The sequence below is a fragment of the Tessaracoccus sp. MC1627 genome, assembly GCF_014164725.1.
GTDB lineage: Bacteria > Actinomycetota > Actinomycetes > Propionibacteriales > Propionibacteriaceae > Arachnia.
This window is the reverse complement of sequence record NZ_JACJGA010000004.1, coordinates 533,183-553,898: the sequence shown is the minus strand read 5'-3', so window position 1 is coordinate 553,898 and position 20,716 is coordinate 533,183. Positions and strand designations below refer to the sequence as shown.

At 70.1% G+C, this 20,716-nt stretch carries 15 protein-coding genes and 1 riboswitch; of the genes, 5 read left to right on the top strand and 10 right to left on the bottom strand.

Features of this window, described 5'->3' with window-relative positions; all coding sequences use genetic code 11:
- Window positions 1–4 precede the first annotated feature (4 nt).
- The 7 genes from gcvT to H5399_RS11040 all read right to left on the bottom strand — a co-directional run bounded on the left by gcvT (window position 5) and on the right by H5399_RS11040 (window position 8,918).
- On the bottom strand, window positions 5–1,117 hold the full coding sequence (gcvT, locus tag H5399_RS11070; protein ID WP_182783080.1) for a glycine cleavage system aminomethyltransferase GcvT: 1,113 nt from the start codon (window positions 1,115–1,117) through the stop codon (window positions 5–7).
- Between the two features lie 134 nt (window positions 1,118–1,251).
- Window positions 1,252–1,338, bottom strand: a riboswitch (glycine riboswitch).
- A gap of 47 nt (window positions 1,339–1,385) precedes the next feature.
- Window positions 1,386–2,384 (bottom strand): ABC transporter ATP-binding protein, encoded by a 999-nt coding sequence (locus H5399_RS11065; RefSeq protein WP_182783079.1) that lies wholly within the window; start codon window positions 2,382–2,384, stop codon window positions 1,386–1,388.
- Window positions 2,381–3,841: an iron ABC transporter permease gene (locus H5399_RS11060; protein ID WP_220490948.1), complete on the bottom strand. Its 1,461-nt coding sequence runs from the start codon at window positions 3,839–3,841 to the stop codon at window positions 2,381–2,383. The genes H5399_RS11065 and H5399_RS11060 overlap by 4 nt, the downstream gene beginning before the upstream one ends.
- Before the next feature lie 77 nt (window positions 3,842–3,918).
- Window positions 3,919–4,965, bottom strand: a complete 1,047-nt coding sequence (locus tag H5399_RS11055) for an iron ABC transporter substrate-binding protein (protein WP_182783078.1) — start codon at window positions 4,963–4,965, stop codon at window positions 3,919–3,921.
- A 100-nt stretch (window positions 4,966–5,065) separates the two neighbouring features.
- Entirely contained in the window at window positions 5,066–6,061 is a 996-nt protein-coding gene (locus H5399_RS11050) for a Gfo/Idh/MocA family protein (protein ID WP_182783077.1), read from the bottom strand.
- 60 nt (window positions 6,062–6,121) lie between these two features.
- Window positions 6,122–8,176 carry an excinuclease ABC subunit UvrB gene (gene uvrB, locus H5399_RS11045; protein WP_182783076.1) on the bottom strand — a complete coding sequence of 685 codons (2,055 nt, stop codon included), beginning with the start codon at window positions 8,174–8,176 and terminating at the stop codon, window positions 6,122–6,124.
- A gap of 52 nt (window positions 8,177–8,228) precedes the next feature.
- Window positions 8,229–8,918 (bottom strand): maleylpyruvate isomerase family mycothiol-dependent enzyme, encoded by a 690-nt coding sequence (locus H5399_RS11040; RefSeq protein ID WP_182783075.1) that lies wholly within the window; start codon window positions 8,916–8,918, stop codon window positions 8,229–8,231.
- A 25-nt stretch (window positions 8,919–8,943) separates the two neighbouring features.
- On the opposite strand from H5399_RS11040, the gene uvrA reads away from it, so the two are divergent.
- A complete protein-coding gene (gene uvrA, locus H5399_RS11035; protein WP_182783074.1) occupies window positions 8,944–11,796 on the top strand; it encodes an excinuclease ABC subunit UvrA in 2,853 nt (950 codons plus the stop codon).
- A 796-nt stretch (window positions 11,797–12,592) separates the two neighbouring features.
- Here the strand turns inward: uvrA and H5399_RS11030 are convergent.
- Window positions 12,593–12,982, bottom strand: coding sequence for a Rieske (2Fe-2S) protein (locus H5399_RS11030; RefSeq protein ID WP_182783073.1), 390 nt, complete (start codon window positions 12,980–12,982; stop codon window positions 12,593–12,595).
- A gap of 31 nt (window positions 12,983–13,013) precedes the next feature.
- Here H5399_RS11030 and uvrC point away from each other — a divergent pair, with 31 nt between their 5' ends.
- From uvrC to H5399_RS11010, 4 genes are all read left to right on the top strand, one after another.
- Window positions 13,014–14,933: an excinuclease ABC subunit UvrC gene (gene uvrC, locus H5399_RS11025; protein WP_182783072.1), complete on the top strand. Its 1,920-nt coding sequence runs from the start codon at window positions 13,014–13,016 to the stop codon at window positions 14,931–14,933.
- Between the two features lie 65 nt (window positions 14,934–14,998).
- On the top strand, window positions 14,999–15,589 hold the full coding sequence (locus H5399_RS11020; protein WP_182783071.1) for a biotin transporter BioY: 591 nt from the start codon (window positions 14,999–15,001) through the stop codon (window positions 15,587–15,589).
- On the top strand, window positions 15,586–16,281 hold the full coding sequence (locus H5399_RS11015) for an energy-coupling factor ABC transporter ATP-binding protein (protein ID WP_182783070.1): 696 nt from the start codon (window positions 15,586–15,588) through the stop codon (window positions 16,279–16,281). Before H5399_RS11020 ends, H5399_RS11015 begins: the two co-directional genes overlap by 4 nt.
- The gene (locus H5399_RS11010; RefSeq protein WP_182783069.1) at window positions 16,278–16,901 is read left to right on the top strand and encodes a CbiQ family ECF transporter T component; all 624 of its coding nucleotides are present in this window, start codon (window positions 16,278–16,280) and stop codon (window positions 16,899–16,901) included. The genes H5399_RS11015 and H5399_RS11010 overlap by 4 nt, the downstream gene beginning before the upstream one ends.
- Here the strand turns inward: H5399_RS11010 and H5399_RS11005 are convergent.
- The gene (locus tag H5399_RS11005; protein ID WP_182783068.1) at window positions 16,898–19,405 is read right to left on the bottom strand and encodes a DUF6493 family protein; all 2,508 of its coding nucleotides are present in this window, start codon (window positions 19,403–19,405) and stop codon (window positions 16,898–16,900) included. The two genes, H5399_RS11010 and H5399_RS11005, sit on opposite strands and share 4 nt — an antisense overlap.
- A complete protein-coding gene (locus H5399_RS11000) occupies window positions 19,402–20,703 on the bottom strand; it encodes an SWIM zinc finger family protein (protein ID WP_182783067.1) in 1,302 nt (433 codons plus the stop codon). Before H5399_RS11000 ends, H5399_RS11005 begins: the two co-directional genes overlap by 4 nt.
- Window positions 20,704–20,716: the final 13 nt, after the last annotated feature.

Sequence of the window (20,716 nt, the reverse complement as noted above, 5' to 3'; positions counted from 1 at the left end):
CTCCTCAACGCTTGTAGGACGGGGTGATGAAGGGGAGGTCGACGACTGAGACGGGGACGCGCCTGCCGCGCAGCTCCGCCACGACGGTGGGCCCGGTGCCCGCGGGGAGCATGGCCATCGCGATGGGGCCGCCGACGGTGGGGCCGAACCCGCCCGAGGTGACGGTGGCGATCGGCTCGGTGGCCGCGTCGTCGGCGTAGACCGGCACGCCCTCCCGGATGGGGGCACGGCCGTCGGGCCGGAGACCGCGGCGCACCCGCGGGGCACCGTCGCGCAGCTCCGCGAGGACCACGTCAGCGCCGGGGAAGCCGCCGGAGCGTGACCCACCCTCGCGGCGTACCTTCGGGACGGCCCACCCGAGCGCGGCCTGCGCGGGGGTCACGTCTGGGGAGAGATCGTGCCCGTACAGGGGCATGCCGGCCTCCAGCCGCAGCGAGTCCCGCGCGCCGAGGCCGGCCGGGAGCACGCCGTCGACGGAGAGGAGGGCGCGGGCGAACCGCTCGGCATCCGTGTCGGGCACCGAGATCTCGAAGCCGTCCTCGCCGGTGTAGCCGGACCGCGACACCCACACCTCGCGGCCGTCCCATTCCATGGGAAGGGAGTCCATGAAGGTGCACCGCGTCACTGAGGGGATCAGGGTGGCGAGGGCCGCCTCGGCCTCCGGGCCCTGGAGGGCCAGCAGCGCTCGATCGGTGACGTGTTCGACGGTGACGCCGTCGAGCTGCGCCAGCCATTGAAGGTCGTGGGCCGTCCGCGCTGCGTTGACCACCAGTAGGAACCGGTCGCCGTGGTGGGAGACCATCAGGTCGTCGAGGATGCCGCCGCGCTCATCGGTGAACAGGCCGTAGCGCTGCCGATGCTGAGCCAGGCCGAGGATGCTCGAGGGGATGAGCCGCTCCAGGTCCGCGGCCGCATCCTCCATCGAACCCGAGGCGGGGCGGACCAGGACCTGGCCCATGTGCGAGACGTCGAACAGGCTGGCCTGCGCCCGCGTGTGCAGATGCTCAGGCATCACCCCGGCGAACTGCACGGGCAGCTCCCAGCCGGCGAACTCGACCATCTTCCCGCCTGTGGCGAGATGGAGGCTGTGCAGCGCAGTGGTCAATGACGAGGTCATGTTTCTCTGCCCCTTCCGCCGGGTACCGGCGCCGTCGGGTGGCGTGTCCCACCCTAATAGTCAGCGCCCCCTCTGTCGCGGTGCCTGAGATCTTGATATCCGTCGGCGGGCCTGGCGGCCACTTTCCAGAGTGCAGTGCGTGCGCGGTCCTGGGGCCTGAGAGTTTCCGGGGCGGTTGCTCCTTCGGCATCGGCCTCGGCCGATTCTCCCGCGTACGCGCCCATCCTAGGCGATCGAGGGCCCCGGCGTCATCGGCCCCCGGCCAGGATCACGCCGCGCAGAAGAGCGCGGCGTGGGACACCCTGATCCGCACCTCGTCGCCGGGGGCGCAGGTGGCCCGCTGCACGCGTGCCACCATCTCGATGCCTCCCGGCAGCCCGTGGAGCTGGACGTCGGCGTCGTGACCGTAGAACGTCACGTCGCGCACCCGGGCCGACACCGCACCCTCCGGGTCAAGGGTGATCTGTTCTGGCCTGACCAGGACCATGCCCTCGCCGTGCGCGGACACCTCGAGTGGGATTCGGCCGACGGAGGTATCGGCGGCCATGCCGCGCGCCGTCGCGTGGATCATGAACGCATCGCCGGCCAGCAGCGCGGCCTGTGGGCTGACGGGGTGGTCGTAGACGTCACTCGGGGGTCCGTCCTGGATGACACGCCCGTCCGCCATCAGGATCAGGTGGTCGGCCAGGGACAGCGCCTCTTCGCGGTCGTGGGTGACCAGGATCGCGGAGGCGCCGGCGTCGTGCAGGACGCGCCGGACGTCGCTGCGCATCGCCGTGCGGGTGGCCGCATCCAGCGCAGAGAAGGGCTCGTCGAGGAGCACCAGGTCCGGCTGCACCGCAAGGGCGCGTGCCAGCGCCACCCGCTGGGCCTGGCCGCCGGAGATCTCGTGCGGCATGCGGTCGCCCAGGTCCTGCAGGCCCACCAACTCAAGCATCTCGGCGATCCGGCTCTGACGATGCCGCCCTCTCACCGCGAAACCGACGTTGCCGGCCACGCTGAGGTGGGGGAAGAGGGCGCCCTCCTGGGGTACCAGCGCGATGCGTCGGTGCTGCGCGGGGATCCCCGTGAGATCCCGACCGGCCAGCACGACGCTGCCCTGGTCTGGGCGGGTGAGGCCTGCGATGATGCGCAGCAGGGTGGTCTTCCCGCAGCCGGAGCGCCCGAGGATGGCGGCCAGGTGCCCGCGTTCCACCGTGAAGTCGACGTCGCGGAGCACGGTGTTGGCGCCGAAGGCGTGCCTCACTCCGCTGATCTGGAGGCTCATGGGGTTCTCCTTCCGCGCTCTGCAAGCGAGAGCGCAAGGGTGGCGGGGACGGCGGCCAGCACGAGCGCCACACCGTAGGGTGCGGCGGCCGCGTAGGCGAGGTTGTCGGTGTTCATCCACAGCCGGGTGGCGAGCGTGTCCACACCCGTGGGCTTGAGGAGGAGCGTGGCGGGAAGTTCCTTCATGGCGGTCAGCAGCACCAGAACGAACCCCGAGACCACCCCTGGGGCAGCCAGAGGGAGGGTGACCCGGAAGAAGGTGGCCAGCGGGCCAAGGCCCAGGGAGCCTGCCACCTCCTCCAGCGACGGGGGGCACTGCAGAACGGCGCTCCGGATGGCCCCCACGGCCAATGGGGCGAACAGCACCAGGTAGGCCAGGATGAGCACCGGTGTGCGCTGGTACCAGGGCTCGAGGAAGCGGACGCTGAAGAAGACCAGCGCCAAGGCCACCACCAGACCGGGCAACGCGTGGGCGACGTAGAGGCTGTGCTGGACCCACGCCGAGGCCCTCGACTCGGAGCGGCCGGTGACCCACCCGACGGGCAGACACACGGCCACGATCACGGCCGCGGCGAGTGTACAGATCCAGAGCGTGGACCACGTCGCCAGGCCCAGGTCGGCCCAGTCCACGCCGGCGCTCCGCCCGGCGAACGTCCACCCGGTGACGACGCTCAGCGGGTAGGCGAGGCTGAGGCCGAGCACGACGGCGGCGGCGGTCGAGGCGGGTGTCGACCAGGCCCCGAGGAGCAGGGGCTGCTGGGTGCGGTGGGCCACCGCGTCGGATCGGGCCGCCCGGCCCCGCATCCGGATCTCCCCCCAGGTGATCGCCAGCGTGCACGCCATCAGGAGCAACGCGAGCACGGCCGCGGTGGTCCGGTCGAAGGAGGCGCGATAGCTCATGAAGATCGCGCGGGTGAACGAGTCGTAACGCAGCAGTGAGACGGCGCCGAAGTCCGAGAGCGCGTAAAGGGCCGCCAGCAGGGCGCCCCCTGCCATCGATGGCCGCAGATGCGGAAAGGTGACCCGCCCGAACACCGCCCAGCCGGACAGGCCCATGCTGCGGGCCACGTCCTCGGCGTTCTGGTTCGCGCGGCGCAATGCCGCGGACACGGACAGGAAGACATAGGGGTAGGTGCCCAGCCCCAACACCACCACCGACCACCAGAACCCCTGGGCGCCGACGGTGGAGACCCAGGCGTAGGCCGCCACGTAGCTGGGCACTGCCAAGGGCAGGGCGAGGGCCACGCGCCACACCCGTCGGCCCCGCAGGTCGGTGCGCTCGACAAGGAACGCCAGCACCACGCCCACCACGCAGGCCACCGCGGTGACGGCCCCCACGAGGAGCAACGAGCTGACCAGCAGCTCCGCCGCCCGGCTTTCCACCAGGATCTGCACCAGCCCGCCGAGCCCCGCCTGGCCGGCGCGGACGACAAGGTAGATCCCCGGAATCAGGGTCACCAGAACGACCGCCAGCGTCCACACCCACAGCGCAATGCGCGGGAGGTGCGGACGCTGAAGCGCGACGCTGATGACGCTCAGATCAGTCCGACCTTCCTCAACAGTGCCTGGGTGTCGGCCAGGGAATCGAGGTCGTTGAGATCGACGCCCTCCTGGCTCGACGCGTCGATGGGTGCGAGATCGAACTCGCTGGTGATGCCCGACACGACCGGGTACTCGGCGGTCTCGTCGGCGAAGAACTGCTGGGCCTCGTCGCTGACGAGGAAGGCGGCGACCTTCGCGGCTGCCTCCTGATCGTCGGCCGAGTTGAGGATGCCGACACCGGCGACGTTGAGCAGCGCTCCCGGGTCCCCGGCATCGAGGTAGACGAGCTCGGCGGTGATGTCATCGCCCACCTCGGCCTTCAGCTGATGCCAGTAGTAGTGGTTGATCAGTCCGATGCCGATCTCACCACCATCCACCGCCTCGAGGATCGCGGTGTTCTTCTCGTAGGTCTTCGGCTCGAGGGCGGTGAGCGAGGTGAGCCACTCCTCGGCCGCGGCCTCTCCCTTGGCGACGCGGAGCGCGGTCACGAACGATTGGAAGCTGGCGTTGGTGGGGGCGATGCCGATCTGGCCGCGGTTGGCGGGATCGAGGAGGTCGTCGATGGTCGAGTAGCCGAGGGCCTCCGGCGCCGTCTCGGGATTGACGGCGAGCACCCGGATCCGCCCGGACGTGGCCACCCAGCTGCCGTTGGGGTCGCGGAAGGCCGGCTCGACGGTGTCCAGGATGTCCTGCGGCATCGGGGCCAGCAGTCCGGCCTTGTTCAGCTCACCGAGCGCCCCGGCATCCTGGGAGAAGAACAGCGAGGCGGGTGAACGGTCGCCTTCCTCGAGCAGCTGGCCGGCCAACTCTGCGGTGCCGGCGTAGCGGACCTCGACCGTCACGCCGGTGGCACCTTCGATCTTCTCGAGCAGCGGAGCCACCAGATCCTCGCTGCGGCCGGAGTACAGCGTCAGGGTGGTGGCCTCATCCAGCGATGCGTCGGCCGCCGGCGTCGCCTCGGTGGCGGGCGTTTCCGGGGAGCAGGCCCCCAGAGCGAACAGGCTCACCACAAGGGGAAGAGCAAGAAGGGTCCGCGACATATAAATAGCTCCTAAGAACATTGCAAAAATGTAACTTAGGTAAGGCTAAGTCCTCGAGGTGACCCCCGGCAACTCTGTTCAGTCCATGGACACCGGGGCGTCAGGCCCAGGGGACGGCTCGCCGCGGCACGAGCCCTGCCGCCCGGTAGCACGCGTCGATGACCTCCATGGTGGCGATCGAGTCCGCGGCGTCGATCACCACGGGGCCGCCCTCCTCGACGGCCGCCACGAAGGCGCTCAGCTGGGCCCCGTAGCTTGTCACATCCGGCGCCACGGTCTCCGTCGTGGAGTGGTCTCCCACCGTGACCGTGAGGCTGTTCCCGCCGTGTGGCTTGACGAAGCCCTCGAACTCGATGGTGCCGAGCGTGCCCACCAGGCGCGCGGTCTGGGCCTGGACGTCCTCCAGCAGCGAACTCGACGCCGTGGCCGTCACGCCGCCCGGGAACTCCAGCTGCGCGGTGAGGGCCTCGTCGATCTGGCCCCCCTCAAACCGCCGGGCCTGGGCCGACACGACGGTGGGCTCCGCCTTGAGCAGAGTGCGCAGCAGGTGGATGGAGTAGCAGCCCAGGTCCATGGTGGCGCCCCCGGCGAGCTCCCAGTTGTACCGGATGTTGCTGCGGTCGGGCACCTGGACGTCGAACACGGCGCTCGCGGAGGTGACGGTGCCGATGGTGCCGGCGGCGAGGATCTCCTCAACCCGGTGGATGAGGGGGTGGTGGCGGTAGTGGAAGGCCTCCATCACCACCACAGGCAGGCCCGCGATCTCGCTGACGACACGCCGGGCCTCCTCGGCGTTGGAGGCGTAGGGCTTCTCCACCAGGACGTGCTTGCCGGCGCGCGCCGCACGCACGGTCCACTCGGCGTGGGCCGAGTTGGGAAGCGGGATGTAGACGGCGTCCACATCCGGGGAGGCGAGAAGGTCGTCGTAGGAGTCCAACACCTGCTCGACGCCGTGCTCGGCGGCGAACTCCTCCGCGCGGGCCCGGTTGCGGGCGGCCACTGCCGTCAGCCGCACATCAGGGTTGGCGTGGGCGGGTGCGATGAGGGCGGACGGGGTGATCCCGGCGGCGCCGAGGATACCGAAACGCACGGTCATAGTGGCCTCTCTCAGGAAGGTGATGGGGTGTGGTGAAGTCTAGGGGCGCGCCCTGAGGGCCTACTTCGTCGCCTCGATCATGCCGCGGAGTTCCTTCTTCAGGTCCGAGATCTCGTCGCGATGCCGCGCCGCCACCTCGAAGTGCAGCTCCGCGGCAGCCTGGTGCATCGCCGCCGTGAGGTCCGCGATCAGTGTGGTCAGCTCGTCCTGGGCCAGCCTCGTCGGATCCAGGCCCTTACGGCCCGACGGCTTGGCCGCCTCAAGCAGCTGATCCGTGTCGGCGTCCTCCCGCGCGAGCATCTCAGAGACATCAGCGATGCGCTTGCGCAGTGGCTGCGGATCCAGGCCGCGCTCCTGGTTGTAGGCCACCTGGATGGTCCGCCGTCGGTTGGTCTCGTCGATCGCCTGCGCCATCGACGGCGTGATCTTGTCCGCGTACATGTGCACCTGGCCCGCCACGTTCCGGGCGGCGCGCCCGATGGTCTGGATCAGGGATCGCGCCGAGCGCAGGAACCCCTCCTTGTCGGCATCCAGGATGGCCACCAGCGACACCTCGGGAAGGTCCAGGCCCTCGCGCAGCAGGTTGATCCCCACCAGCACGTCGTACTCGCCCAGGCGCAGCTCGCGGAGTAGTTCGATGCGCCGGATCGTGTCGATGTCCGAGTGCAGGTACCGCGTCCGGATCCCGTGGTCCATCAGATAGTCCGTCAGATCCTCGGCCATCTTCTTGGTGAGGGTGGTGACGAGCACCCGCTCGTTGAGCTCGACGCGCTGCTTGACCTCCGCCATGAGGTCGTCGATCTGGCCCTTGGTGGGCTTCAAGACCACCTCCGGATCCACGAGGCCTGTGGGACGGATGATCTGCTCGACGAAGCCGTCCGAGCGCTCCATCTCGTAGGGCCCGGGGGTGGCCGAGAGGTAGACCGTCTGCCCGATCCGCTCCACGAACTCGTCGAACTTCAGCGGCCGGTTGTCGATGGCACTCGGCAGCCTGAAGCCGTGTTCCACGAGGGTGCGCTTGCGGGAGGCGTCGCCCTCGTACATGCCACCGATCTGGGGGATGGTGACGTGGGACTCGTCGACGACGAGCACGAAGTCCTCCGGGAAGTAGTCCACCAGGCAGCTCGGCGCCGACCCGGGGGCTCGGCCGTCGATGTGCAGCGAGTAGTTCTCGATGCCCGAGCAGGTGCCGATCTGGCGCATCATCTCGATGTCGTAGCTCGTGCGCATCCGGAGGCGCTGCGCCTCGAGGAGCTTGCCCTGCGACTCGAACTCGGCGAGCCGCTGCGCCAACTCCACCTCGATGCCGGAGATCGCCCGCTCCATCCGGTCCGCGCCCGCCGAGTAGTGCGTGGCAGGGAAGATGTAGGTCTCCTGCTCCTCCCGGATCACGGACCCGGTGAGGGGATGCATCGTGGCGATCCGCTCGATCTCATCGCCGAAGAACTCCACCCGCACCGCGTTCTCCTCATACATCGGGAACACCTCCAGCGTGTCACCCTTGACCCGGAACGTGCCGCGGCCCGCGCCGATGTCGTTGCGGGCGTACTGGATGTCCACCAGGTGCCGCAGCAGCTGGTCCCGGTCCATCTCGTCGCCCACGCGCAGCGTGACCCGCTGCTCCAGGTACTCCTGAGGTGTACCCAGACCGTAGATGGCCGACACCGTGGCCACGACGATCACGTCTCGCCGCGTGAGCAGCGAGCTGGTGGCCGCGTGCCGCATCCGCTCCACCTCCTCGTTGAGCGAGGAGTCCTTCTCGATGTAGGTGTCCGTCTGGGGGAGGTAGGCCTCCGGCTGGTAGTAGTCGTAGTAGGAGACGAAGTACTCGATGGCGTTGTTGGGCAGGAGCTCCCGCAGCTCGTTGGCGAACTGGGCGGCAAGCGTCTTGTTGGGCTGCATCACCAGCATGGGCCTCTGCAGCCGCTCCGCGAGCCACGCGACGGTGGCCGTCTTGCCCGTGCCGGTGGCGCCCAGCAGCACCACGTCCTTCTCCCCGGCCCCGATCCGGCGCTGCAACTCGGCGATGGCGCGCGGCTGGTCCCCGGCAGGCTCGTAGTCGGAGATCACCTGCAGCGGCGCCACCTGGCGCTGAAGCTCTTCGAGAGGACGCATGAGAGCCAGGGTAATAGTGCCCACCGACAGCCCGCCCGAGGGAAGGCTCCCGTCAGGAGAAGGTGCGGATCAGGCGGGGGGAATTGACGCCCCGCGCCAGCCACGCGATGAGGTCCGCGGCGGGGCCGCGCACCTCGGTGAAGTCGCCCCCGCCGTCGAGGACGGCCTCGTAGCCCTCGTCCGCGACCAGGCGCACGGCAGGGCGGTCGTGGCGATGCGCCAGCCGCTCGACCTGGAAGGCCAGCAGCGACACCGCGGTCTCAGATGCCAGGTCCATGGTGGTGGAGCGGCTGTCGAGATCCATCTCGTGCAAGACCACCTCGCCGAGCCGGGACAGCGGGATCTGCCACGCCTTGATGCGGTATCCGGGTCGAAGATCCACCGGCGACGAATCGCCCTCCAGCGAGCCGAACAGCTCCTGCAGCTCGCTGGCGGTGGTGTCCAGCTGAATCTGCAGCTCCAATCCGCCGGCCAAGGCGCCCAACTCGATGGTGCGCCGCTCCTCGGCCTCGGAGTCGTACATCGTCCGCGACTGCCCGGAGTGGAGCCCGTCGATGACGCGCACGAGTCTACGGGCCCCGTCGACGAGATGAGCGGCCACGTGGCTGCGGGTCCAGCCGGGCAAGGCCGTCGGCGCGGACCAATCCTCGTCCGACAGGCCGATGGTCCGCCCCAGCAGTTGGGACGTGTGCTCGCGCACCGCGGCAACCACGTCGACGAAGGGGGCACGGCTCGTGGGCATGGCCCCAACCTAGCAAAGCCGTACCATGGCGGGCGTGAATGATCGGCTCGTCGTGCGGGGTGCCCGCGTGCACAACCTGAAGAATGTCTCCCTCGAGCTGCCGAGGGACTCTCTGATCGTCTTCACCGGGTTGAGCGGCTCCGGCAAGTCCTCGCTGGCCTTCGACACGATCTTCGCGGAGGGGCAGCGGCGCTACGTCGAATCGCTGTCGGCCTACGCGCGCATGTTCCTCGGTCAGATGGACAAGCCGGACGTGGACTTCATCGAGGGGCTGTCACCCGCGGTGTCGATCGACCAGAAGTCCACCAGCCGCAACCCGCGCTCCACCGTCGGCACCATCACGGAGGTCTACGACTATCTCCGCCTGCTGTTCGCCAGGATCGGTGTACCCCACTGCGAGGTGTGCGGGGCCGTGATCGGGCGGCAGACGCCGCAGCAGATCGTGGACCGGCTGATGTCGATGGACGAGGGGACCCGCTTCCAGATCCTCGCCCCGCTGGTGCGCGGCCGCAAGGGCGAACATGCCGAGCTGTTCCGCCAGCTCGTCGGGGACGGTTACAGCCGGGTCCGCATCGACGGTGAGACATACCCGCTCACGGAACTGCCGTCGATCGACAAGAACCGCAAGCACGACGTTGAGGTGGTGGTGGACCGCGCAGTGGTGCGGCCCAACGCCAAGCAGCGCATCACCGAGTCCGTGGAGACCGCGCTGGGCCTGGCCGGCGGAGTGGTGACCATCGACTTCGTGGACCTGCCCGAGACCGACCCGGAACGGGAGCGCCGCTTCTCGGAGAAGATGGGCTGCCCCAACGAGCACGATGTCAACATCGACGAACTGGAGCCGAGACAGTTCTCCTTCAACGGGCCATGGGGCGCCTGCCCGGAATGCTCAGGCCTCGGCACGCTGCTGGACCCGGACCCCGAGCTGCTCATCCCCAACGACGAGCTGTCCGTCGCCGAGGGTGCCATCGCGCCCTGGACCACGCCCACCATCAAGTCACACTACGAGCACGTGCTGCGCTCCCTGGCCGAGGAGCACGGGTTCTCGGTGGACGAGCCGTGGCGCGAGCTGTCGCCGGCGGCGCGGAAGCTCCTCCTGCACGGCGCCAAGGGCAATGTGGTGGTGAGCTACCGCAACCGCTTCGGCCGTGTGCGGTCCTTCTCACAAAAGTATGAGGGTGTCATTCCCTTCATCCGCAGGCGCCACGAAGAGGCGGAGACCGACTCGGCACGGGACCGCTGGGGCGGATACATGCGGGAGATCAACTGTGCCGCATGTGGCGGGGCGCGGCTGAAGCCCTCCAGCCTGGCGGTCACGGTGGCCGGCCGCACCATCGCTGACCTGTCCAGCCTCTCCATCGGTGAAGCGTCCAGCTTCCTCGCCGCATTGGAACTCACCGAGCGCGACGCCGCCATCGCCGAGCGACTCGTCAAGGAGATCAACGCCCGGCTCCGCTTCCTGCTCGACGTGGGGCTGGACTACCTGACGCTGTCGCGGGCGGCCGGCACCCTCTCCGGCGGCGAGGCGCAGCGCATCAGGCTGGCCACCCAGATCGGTTCCGGCCTCGTCGGGGTGCTCTACGTGCTGGACGAGCCGAGCATCGGCCTCCACCAGCGCGACAACCTGCGCCTCATCGAGACCCTGCACAGGCTCCGCGACCTCGGCAACACGCTCATCGTCGTCGAGCACGACGAAGACACCATCCGAGCCGCGGACTGGGCCGTCGACATCGGCCCCGGCGCCGGGGAGGGCGGCGGCGAGGTGGTCGTGTCCGGCCCGGTCGAGGCTCTCCTCAACCATCCGGAATCACGAACCGGCGCCTACCTCTCCGGCCGGCTGTCCATCCCGGTCCCAGCGGTGCGGCGCCCCGGAAACGGGCACCAGATCGTCGTCAAGGGCGCCCGCGAGCACAACCTGCGCGGCATCGACGCAGCCTTCAACCTGGGCCAGTTCATCGCCGTGACCGGCGTCTCCGGCTCGGGCAAGTCCTCGCTGGTCAACTCCATCCTCTACACCGCGGCGGCGAAGGCCATCTACGGCTCGAAGGCGGTACCGGGCCGGCACAAGTCGCTGGAGGGGCTGGAGCACATCGACAAGGTCATCCAGGTGGACCAGTCGCCGATCGGTCGCACCCCGCGGTCCAACCCCGCCACGTACACCGGCGTCTTCGACAAGATCCGGACCCTCTTCTCCCAGACGCCGGAGGCGAAGGTGCGCGGCTACCAGCCGGGCCGGTTCTCCTTCAACGTCAAGGGTGGCCGGTGCGAGCACTGCATGGGCGACGGCACCATCAAGATCGAGATGAACTTCCTTCCCGACGTCTACGTGCCGTGCGAGGTGTGCCACGGCGCCAGGTACAACCGGGAGACACTCGAGGTGCACTACAAGGGCAAGACCATCGCCGAAGTGCTGGACATGCCGATCAGCGAGGCGGTGGAGTTCTTCGAGTCCATCCAGTCCATCGCGCGGTTCCTCCGCACCCTGACGGAGGTCGGCCTCGGATACGTGAGGCTTGGACAGCCCGCCACCACGCTCTCCGGCGGAGAGGCGCAGCGCGTCAAGTTGGCCGCCGAGCTGCAGAAGCGCTCAACCGGGCGGACCCTCTACGTCCTCGACGAGCCCACCACGGGCCTGCACTTCGAGGACATCCGGCGGCTCCTGGCGGTCCTACAGAGGCTGGTGGACGCCGGGAACACGGTGGTGACGATCGAGCACAACCTGGACGTGATCAAGTCGGCTGACTGGGTCATCGACATGGGACCCGACGGTGGCAGCCGTGGAGGCCAGGTGATCGCGACGGGGACCCCTGAGGAGATCGCCGTCACCGAGGGGTCCGCCACCGGTACGTTCCTCAAGACCCTCCTCGACCGCGTCTGACGCCCCCACCTCCCCGACCCGCTGCCTCGAGTGCTGTGGTCGGGTGGGACGTCGTGTGTGTGGGGGGGGGGGCTGCGTTCGACGTCGTGTGGTGGGGGTCGGGTTGGACGACGTGTGGTGTTGTCGGGTTGGCGGCGGGTGGTGGGGGTCGGGCCGCCCATGATGCCGGCGGCGGCGCTTCGCGCTGCCGCGCCGTCATCAACGCCCACCCAACCTGCCCCGGCCCCCACCACCCGCCGTCCTGCTGTCCCCGTCTCGTCGCCTGGCTTATGTCTTGCGTTTAGTCGCCTGGCTTATGTCTCGGCGCCTGCGCTACAGCGCAGGCGCCCACCAGACGCCTGTCCTATATCTGGCCGCCGGCGCTGTAGCGCTGGCGGCCAGACTTACCGCAGGCGCCAGTTGGTCGCCTGTCTTGCGTTTGGTCGCCTGGCTTGTGTCCCGGCGCCTGCGCTAGATCGCAGGCGCCCCGGAGCCGCCTGCCCTGGGTTCAGCCGCCGGCGCTGTAGCGCTGGCGGCCAGACTTACCGCAGGCGCCAACGCTGCCGTCCTTCACCCTCGCGTCGTCTTCCAATGTGCCCCGCAGCTGTCGCTGTCGCCTGGCTGTCACTTCTGGTGCCGTAGTCGACACCAGAAGTGACGGTCAGCGCTCGTGCCTCCAACTTCCTCCCGCTAAACGTCAGAGGTGGTGCCGTAGTCGACACCAGAAGTGACATTTAGGCTGTCGAACCCCGTCGATCGGCTCGCAGGGCGTCCCAACCCCGACAGCGCGGGGGTATTCCCGGTCCGCCGCGTCGGGTCAGGCGGTGACGATCAGGTCGGTGCCCGATTCGGTGAGGGTGGCGCGCACCAGCGGGTCCGTGGCCGGGCCCTGAAGCGGAGTGCCGTCGAGGAGCGCGAACAACGAGCCGTGGCACTTGCAGAAGATGCCGTCGTCGCGCACGTCGGAGACCGTGCAGCCCTGATGCGTGCAGCGCGACGAGAAGGCGAAGTACGAGCCCTCCTCGGGCTGGGTGACGACGAACCCGCCGTCGAGCACGAGGCCGCCCCCGATGGGCACCGAATCCTTGGCCACCGTCACCTCGTCGGCGGGGGCCGAGCTGGACGACGTCTCATCCGCCGCACATCCGGCCAGGAGGGCAGCGGCGATGGCGGCGCCGCCGGCGATCAGCTCTCTCCGCGTGGTCATGGCCTCAGCCTACGCACCTACACTTGCGCGCATGGCCGATCCCGCGAGCTATCGCCCCCCACAGGGCAGCATTCCCACAGGTCCCGGGGTCTACCGATTCTTCGACGCGTTCGGCAATGTCATCTACGTTGGCAAGGCCAAGAACCTGCGCCAACGCCTCAACTCGTACTTCGCTGACCCGTCGGCGCTGCACTTCCGCACTCAGACCATGGTCCGCACCGCCGCCAAGGTGGAGTGGACCGTGGTGGCCAACGAGCTTGAGGCGCTCCAGCTCGAGTACACCTGGATCCAGCAGTTCGACCCGCGGTTCAACGTCAAGTACCGCGACGACAAGTCCTACCCGTGGCTCGCGGTCACCATGAGCGACGAGTACCCGCGCGTCTTCGTGGGCCGCGGTGCCAAGAAGCGCGGCACCCGCTACTTCGGGCCCTTCGGCCAGGCCTGGGCCATCCGGGAGACGGTGGACCTTCTCCTGCGCGTCTTCCCCATGCGCTCCTGCACCCAGGGCGTGTTCAACCGCGCCCGTTCCTCGGGCAGGCCGTGCCTGCTGGGAGACATCGGCAAGTGCTCGGCGCCCTGCGTGGGGCGGGTCTCCGCAGAGGAGCACAGGGCCGTGGCGGAGGACTTCTGTTCCTTCATGGGCGGAAACACCGGTGGCATCATCGGCCGGATCGAGCGCGACATGTACGCGGCGTCCGCCGAGCTCAACTTCGAGCGGGCGGCCGTCCTGCGGGATTCGCTGGGGGCGCTCAAGCGGGTGCAGGAGAAGAACTCGGTGGTGCTGGCCGACGGCACCCGTGCGGACATCGTCGGGTTCGCCGACGACGGGCAGCAGGTGGCGGTGCAGGTCTTCCACGTCGTCGACGGGCGCATCCTGGGGGAGCGCGGCTGGATCGCGGACCGCGCCGACGACACGGAGCTCACAGAACTGCTGGAGGTGTTCCTCGAGCAGGTCTACACCGACGACCTTGAGATCCCGCCGCACATCCTCACCTCCGTGGAGGCCGAGGACACCCTCGTCGAGCACCTGAGCGCGCGGCGCGGGGCGCGCGTCAGCATCAAGGTCCCTCTCCGCGGCGACAGGCGGGCGCTGCTGGACACGGCGGTGAGGAACGCGGAGATGGCGCTCGCCCAGGCCAAACTCCGGCGCGCCTCAGACCTCACGACCCGCAACATGGCCCTCGACGAGATCGCCGCCGCCCTCGGCCTGTCCGAGCCGCCCCTGCGCATCGAGTGCTACGACATCTCCCACACCATGGGCGAGGAGGTGGTGGGCTCGATGGTGGTGTTCGAGGACGGACTCCCGCGCACGAGCCAGTACCGGCGGTTCATCATCAAGAGTTTCGAGGGCTCCAACGACGTGGCGGCCATCAGCGAGGTGCTTCAGCGGAGGCTCCGCCGCCTGGTCGACGACCGCGCCTCGGAGGTCAAGGTGGACGCCACCACGGGCGAGGCGGCGAAGTTCTCCTATCCTCCGGCGCTCATCGTGGTCGACGGCGGCCTGCCGCAGGTCAACGCCGCCGCGGCCGTGCTGGCCGCGGCGGGCCTCGACGGCGAGATCGCCCTCTGCGGGCTGGCCAAGCGGCTGGAGGAGGTGTGGGTGCCGGGGGAGGAGTACCCGGTGATCCTGCCGCGGGCGTCGGAGGGGCTCTACCTCCTGCAGAGGCTGCGCGACGAGGCCCACAGGTTCGCGATCACCCACCACCGGTCGCGACGGGCCAAGCAGGTCGTCGAATCCGTCCTCGACGACGTTCCGGGCCTGGGCGAGCTGCGCCGCAAAGCGCTCCTCACGTACTTCGGAAGTCTGCGCAAGCTGCGGCAGGCGAGCGTCGACGAGATCGCCGCCGTCCCCGGATTCGGACCCCGGCTTGCGCTCACCGTCAAGGCGGCGGTGGCCGATACGGGCGGCGAGGCCATCAATCTCACCACCGGCGAGGTGACCGAGACGTGAGCCGATTTGAACAACGTTCAAACTCTGATGCAGGATGGGGCGACACCTCACCACAGGAGCCCTTCATGAGCGCCACCACCGCACCAACTGTCCGCAGCTTCGCCCCGGCGGACCTCGCCTATGTCGCCGTCTTCGCGGCGCTGATCGCGGCCCTCGCGCTGACACCGCCCATCCCGATCGGCAGCCTGGGCGTGCCCATCACGCTGCAGACGCTCGGCGTGGCGCTTGCCGGGCTCTGCCTCGGGGCCTGGCGCGGCGCCGCCGCGGTTGGGCTGTACCTGCTCGTCGGCCTCGCGGGGCTGCCGGTCTTCTCCGGGGGGCGCGCCGGCCTCGCCGTGCTGGTCGGCCCCACCGGCGGCTACCTCGTGGCCTTCCTGTTCTCGACGTTCGCGGTGGGCCTCGTCGCCCAGTGGGCGGTCCGCCGCGGTCTGAGCAGGTGGACGCCCGTGCTGTTCTTCCTCGGTGTCTTCGCCGCCCGGGTGCTGATCATCTGGCCGCTCGGCGTGGCGGGCATCGCGCGCGCGGTCGGCAAGCCCATCGGCGAGATCTGGCTGAGCGACCTGGCCTTCTGGCCCGGCGACATCCTCAAGGGAATCGTTGCCGCCGTCATCGCGTTCGCCGTGCACAAGGCATTCCCGAGGCTGCTCGGCCGATGATCAGCCTGCGCGGGGTCACCGTCGTCATCCCGGCCGTGCGCCGGGGCGACGCCGACCGCGTGCTCCTCCATCCCCTCACCCTCGACCTCGCCGAGCCGCGCATCGCGCTGGTCGGCGCCAACGGATCGGGGAAGTCCACCCTGCTGCGTCTGCTCAACGGCCTCCGGCGTCCGACGGTGGGCACGGTCACCGTCGACGGCCTGGACACCGTCAAGGAGGCCAGGGCGGTGCGTGCGCGGGTCGGTTTCGTCTTCACCGACCCGCTCGCCCAACTGCTGATGTCGACGCCCATCGAGGACGTCGAGCTCAGCCTCCGTGGCCGGATCAAGGGTCGGGACGAGCGGAACCGCCGCGCGCAGGAGATGCTTGACGCCCGTGGGCTGGGGCACCTGGCGCACCAGAGCATCTACGACCTCAGCGGTGGAGAGCGCCAGTTGGTGGCGCTGACCAGCGTGCTGGCAGTCGAGCCGTCGATCCTCGTCGCCGACGAACCCACCACCCTCCTCGACCTCCGCAACCGGCGGGAGCTGCGCAGGACCTTCGCCGAGCTGGGTCAACAGATCATCTTCTCCACCCACGACCTCGACATCGCCGCCGATGCGGACCGGGTGATCGTGGTGCACGAGGGCCGCGTCGTGGCCGACGGAGTCCCCGCCGAGGCGCTCGCGGCCTACGAGGCGGTGGTGGTGTGAACGCGCACGCGTCCTTACTGGGGCTCTACGAGCCAGGGGAGGGCTGGTTGTTCCGGCTCGGCACGGGGGCCAAGTACCTGCTTCTTCTCGCGGTGACCATCCCTCCGCTGGCTGCCGGCACATGGTGGGTGACGGCCGCCGCTCTGGCGGTGGTGCTGGGGCTGCTGTGGACCTCGGGCATCACGCCCGTGCGGGCGCTGCGGATCGGGTGGGTGCTCTGGATGCTGCTCGCCGTGATGGCGGCCTACCACCTGATCTCGCTCAATCCGACAGCGGCGGTGGTGCAGTCCGGCAACATCCTCGTCGCCGTCCTGGCTGCGCGGATGCTCACCCTCACCACCTCCACCCCGGTGTTGATGGACGCGCTGGCCCGCGGCCTCGCCCCGGTGCGGTGGCTGCGGATCGACCCGCAGCAGGTGGCTCTTGCCGTCGCCCTGATGATCCGCTCAGTGCCGTACCTCATCGGCTCCATCGACGACGCGCGCGACGCCGCCCGCGCCCGCGGCCGGGACCGCAATCCGGCCCTGCTGCTGACCCCGGTGGTGGTGGGGGCCGTGGCCTACGCGGAGCGCACAGGCGAAGCCCTCCACGCCAGGGGCCTCCCCGACGACGGGGCCTAGCCGGCGCCTGTGCCGCCACGGAGGACGTCGCGCAGGCGCCGCGCCTCTGTGGCGATTCGGCTTCGACCCGGGCGTTCGGCCACCTCGTCCAGCCCGGGAACCTCGCCTCCTGCACCGATGGCCAGCGCAGCCTCCGCAGCCAGGCCCACCAGGTCCGCCGCCCCGGCACGTTTCGCGAGGCCTGTGGGGAGCCCGAGCGCGAGCACCTGCCGGAGCACGTCCCAGACGTACTCGTTTCCGGCGACGCTGGAGCCCGCCACGTCGCGCAGGTGTGCGTGCCAGCGAGGCAGCTTGACCTGGTGATGGGGGACGAGCCTCGCCCAGGCGGCGCCCGCCGCGTCGCCTGTGAGCTGCCCCCTCGCCAGCAGGCCCAGGGTGGCGTCGATGGCTCCAGCCCGGGCCGGGATCTGATCGCTCGACGCGCCCAGGGCGAGCAGCGTTGCCGTCACGGGACCGGTCGGCCCCTGCTGGTGGGGGAGGAGGGCCAGCGCTGGGGTCTGGTCGCCCATCCAGAAGGCGACGGTGCGGAGGAGATACGCGGCGAGCAACTCCCGCTGTGTGGGGAAGAGCGCCACCTCGGGCAGCTGCGTCGACAGGTCGTACCTGTCCAGTGCCGGCAGGTCCCCCCAACTGGCCAGCACCTTTCCGCCGCGCCCCCTCGCCCCGGGCCAGGAACCTCTCAGGCGGACTTCCTCACCGGCGCCGCGTTCCCGCTGGACGTTCTGCAGAGCCAGGACCGGAGGCTCCAGCATGTGCCCCAGCTGCGCCGACAGCCACGCCGCATCGGGGCCGCCCACAGCCGCGATCCGGGGGGCCAGGTCGGCGGAGTGATTCAGGGGGAGCCGGAGCCAGGCGACCTCCAGGTCGGTGGCGGGGACCCGGCGCCGCTCGGACAGCGCACGCTCGAGGCCCGCGATCACGGCGTCAGGGTCGACCAGGCCGGAGGCGTCCCGGGGGAACGACACCAACGGCGCGGACGTGCCGGCGCGGACGGCGGCCAGGACGTCGTCGGCCCGCTCGCCCTGTCCTCGCGTGATTCCGTTGCGTCGCGTGCCAGGCACGGAACCCAGGAGCCTCCCGAGGAGGCCGGGTGCCGGTCTGGTGAGGCCGTCGATGAGGAGATCGGTCAGCCCCCAGCCGGGACGGTGCTGCGAGAGCTCCGCCCTCTGCTCCCGGGTGAGCCGGGCGCCGAACGCGGCGACGCCATTGAGGAGGCGCTCGTCGTCGCCGAAGCGCCCCTCCACGCTCGCGATGCGCCGAGCAAGGTCCACCAGCTCATCGCCGGAGGTCACAGGCTCAAGAGGCGGGCAGGCGGGGAGCGGCGGCCGCTCCGGGAGCAGGTCGGACGCGCGCACCGTGGCGCCGCGCACCGTCGCGTCCACGCCCTCCAAGGCCCACGCCACCTCCGCGGATGAGGCGTCGTCGACGGGGCCCAGGTGCTCGATGAGCGCGAGAGCCTTTTCCTGGACGGCCCGCTTGGGGTGGCCCAGTCCGACCGTGGCCGCTCGAACGACCTCCGAGACGGCTGCCGGCTCCCGTGCCGCGAGGAGCCGCAGCCAGGAGAGCGCCGCCTGGGGCAGCGAGGTGTCCGCGCGGGACAGCAGTCGGGCACACGCGTCGGTGAGTGTCGCGGCGACGAGGTGCTCCTCCGCGTCCATGGCTCGGACCGACCGCAGGGCGCGAGCGGCGACGAATCCCTGCCGACTGTCCAGGAGTGCCAGATAGTCGCGCAGCAGGGGGCGCAGCTCAGCGGGGTCAGGAGCCAACTCCTCGAGGATCCACACCAGAACGCGCAGGTGCGGCTGCATCCCGCCGCGGATCAGGGCGGCGACCACCCGACGGTGCAGCTCGGCGCGGTCCAGCGCGCCCCAGGCGGCCCAGGCCGCGGCGATCTCGGCCCAGCGCCGCTCCCGGCCCTTGGCGTGGGGATTCACCCAGTCGGCCACGACTGCGTCGTGCAGGCGATCCGACTCAAGGGCGCGCAGCAGCAGGTGTGGCAGCGCGGGATCGACGGCGAGCTGCGCCGCGGCGTCGAGCCGCGGATCCTGCCTCCGCAGATAGTTCAAGGCGTAGTCCGGCGTGTCCAGGTGGCTGAGGCCGCAGCGGTCCAGCAGCGCGTCGACCACCTGCCACGGCACCTCCGCGCGCCCAGTCTCGGCGCTCACGCTCACGGTGGTCAGCAGAACGAGAAGCTTCGGCAGCCAGCTCACCCGCCGCTCCAGGATGACCTGAGTGCGGACCGGGTGGTCGCCCCCGCGCAGCACGCTCGCCGCACCCTCCGCCGACGGCGTGGTGGCGAGCCGCGCGGTGTCAAGGGCGAATTCCCCCACCGGTCGCGCCGGTCGGCGTCCGGTGCGCCAGTACTCGGAGCGCTCCTTCTGCAGAGCGCGAAGGAACGGGCGGACCTGCTTTCGATCCGCCTCGGAGGCGCCGGTGAACGCCGAGGCGACAGCGGCGGAATCGTCGCTGCGCAGGGCTGCCTCCAGCCGCCGCAGGTCGATCATCGTGTGAGCTCCACGGCCAGCGTATGCTTGCAGGGGCCGCGATGGCCCTCGTAGCGGGTCCACCACGGGCAGGTGCAGGCCCATCCATCGCCGTGACGGCGCAGCCGGTAGAGCGTGCCGTCGGAGTCGACGACAGCACGATCACCCTCCCACGTCACGGCGCCCGCGGCGACGAGCCGCTGGGCGCCGACGAGCCGGGGGTTCCGACGCGCAGCCGCTGCCGAGTCGTACGGCAGCTCGCGGTGGAAGTAGGTGCTCTCTGCCGTATCGAAGCCGACGCGCCCCGACGTGCCCAGCAGCGTGAGTGCGCGGACCACCCGCGACTCGTCCCAGCCGAGCGCGAACGCCACTGTGTCGGAGGCTGCACCGGGGGTCCATGCGAGTTGCTCCAGCACGGCGTCGGCATCCTCCGGGTCTCCCGCGGCCAGGTCCGTCAGGACAGCCCCTTCCCCGCTGAATCCGCGTGGGACCTCGGGGGAGATGGTCAGGGTCAGCCGGGCCGACCGAAGGACCAGCTCCCATGCGCTCGCTGTCGGGGACGCGTCGGGGGACTCAGGCGCGTGGACCCGCAGTGCGGTCGCCCAGCGCAGCAGCGGCTGCAGCTCGGTCAGGCGGGCGACGCCGTCGAGGTGGATCGCGCCTGGCGAGGCGACGGCGGAGACCCGCAGCGACCGACCCGAGGGGACGATCCAGAGGCGGCGGCCGTCGCGCGGAAGTGACCGGAGGAACCGGAGCGCATCGGCCGGCCCCACCTCCGCACGAAGTCTCATGGAGGAGGCCGCGACCGAGGCCTCCCCGAACCCGCGGATCCATCGCTCCGGCAGCTTCACCTTGCGCTCGGTGACCTCCCCGGTGACCGTGGACGCCTTGAGCGAGTCAGCGCCCACCTCGAGCCGAAGCGGCTCGCCCGAGCGCACCGTGGCGAGCGCGTGTCGCAGGGGCTGGTTGACGTCGATGTTCGTTGTCCCCAGCTCGCCGGGCGCTCCGGACAGGGCCTCTGGCAGCAGGTCGAAACGGGCGTAGACCCCGCCGCAGCCAGAGAACGACTCGAACCGCAGGCGCTCCCCGTCGCTGGTGACCACAGGGTCCAACGAACTCCACTCGATCCGCCGGTAATAGCTGGTGGCCGCCACGTCGGCGACGGCGAGGATCCCCCGAGCGCACTGTTCGGCGTCGACGACAGTTCCGGAGAAGAAGTGCGGACTCTCCACCCTCCCGGCGGGCCCGATGCCGGGGCCGGCGGCAAGGGAGACCGAGTGCGGCCCGGCGGTCGACGATGCGGCAGAGGTCAGCGACATGGACCGAGCATAG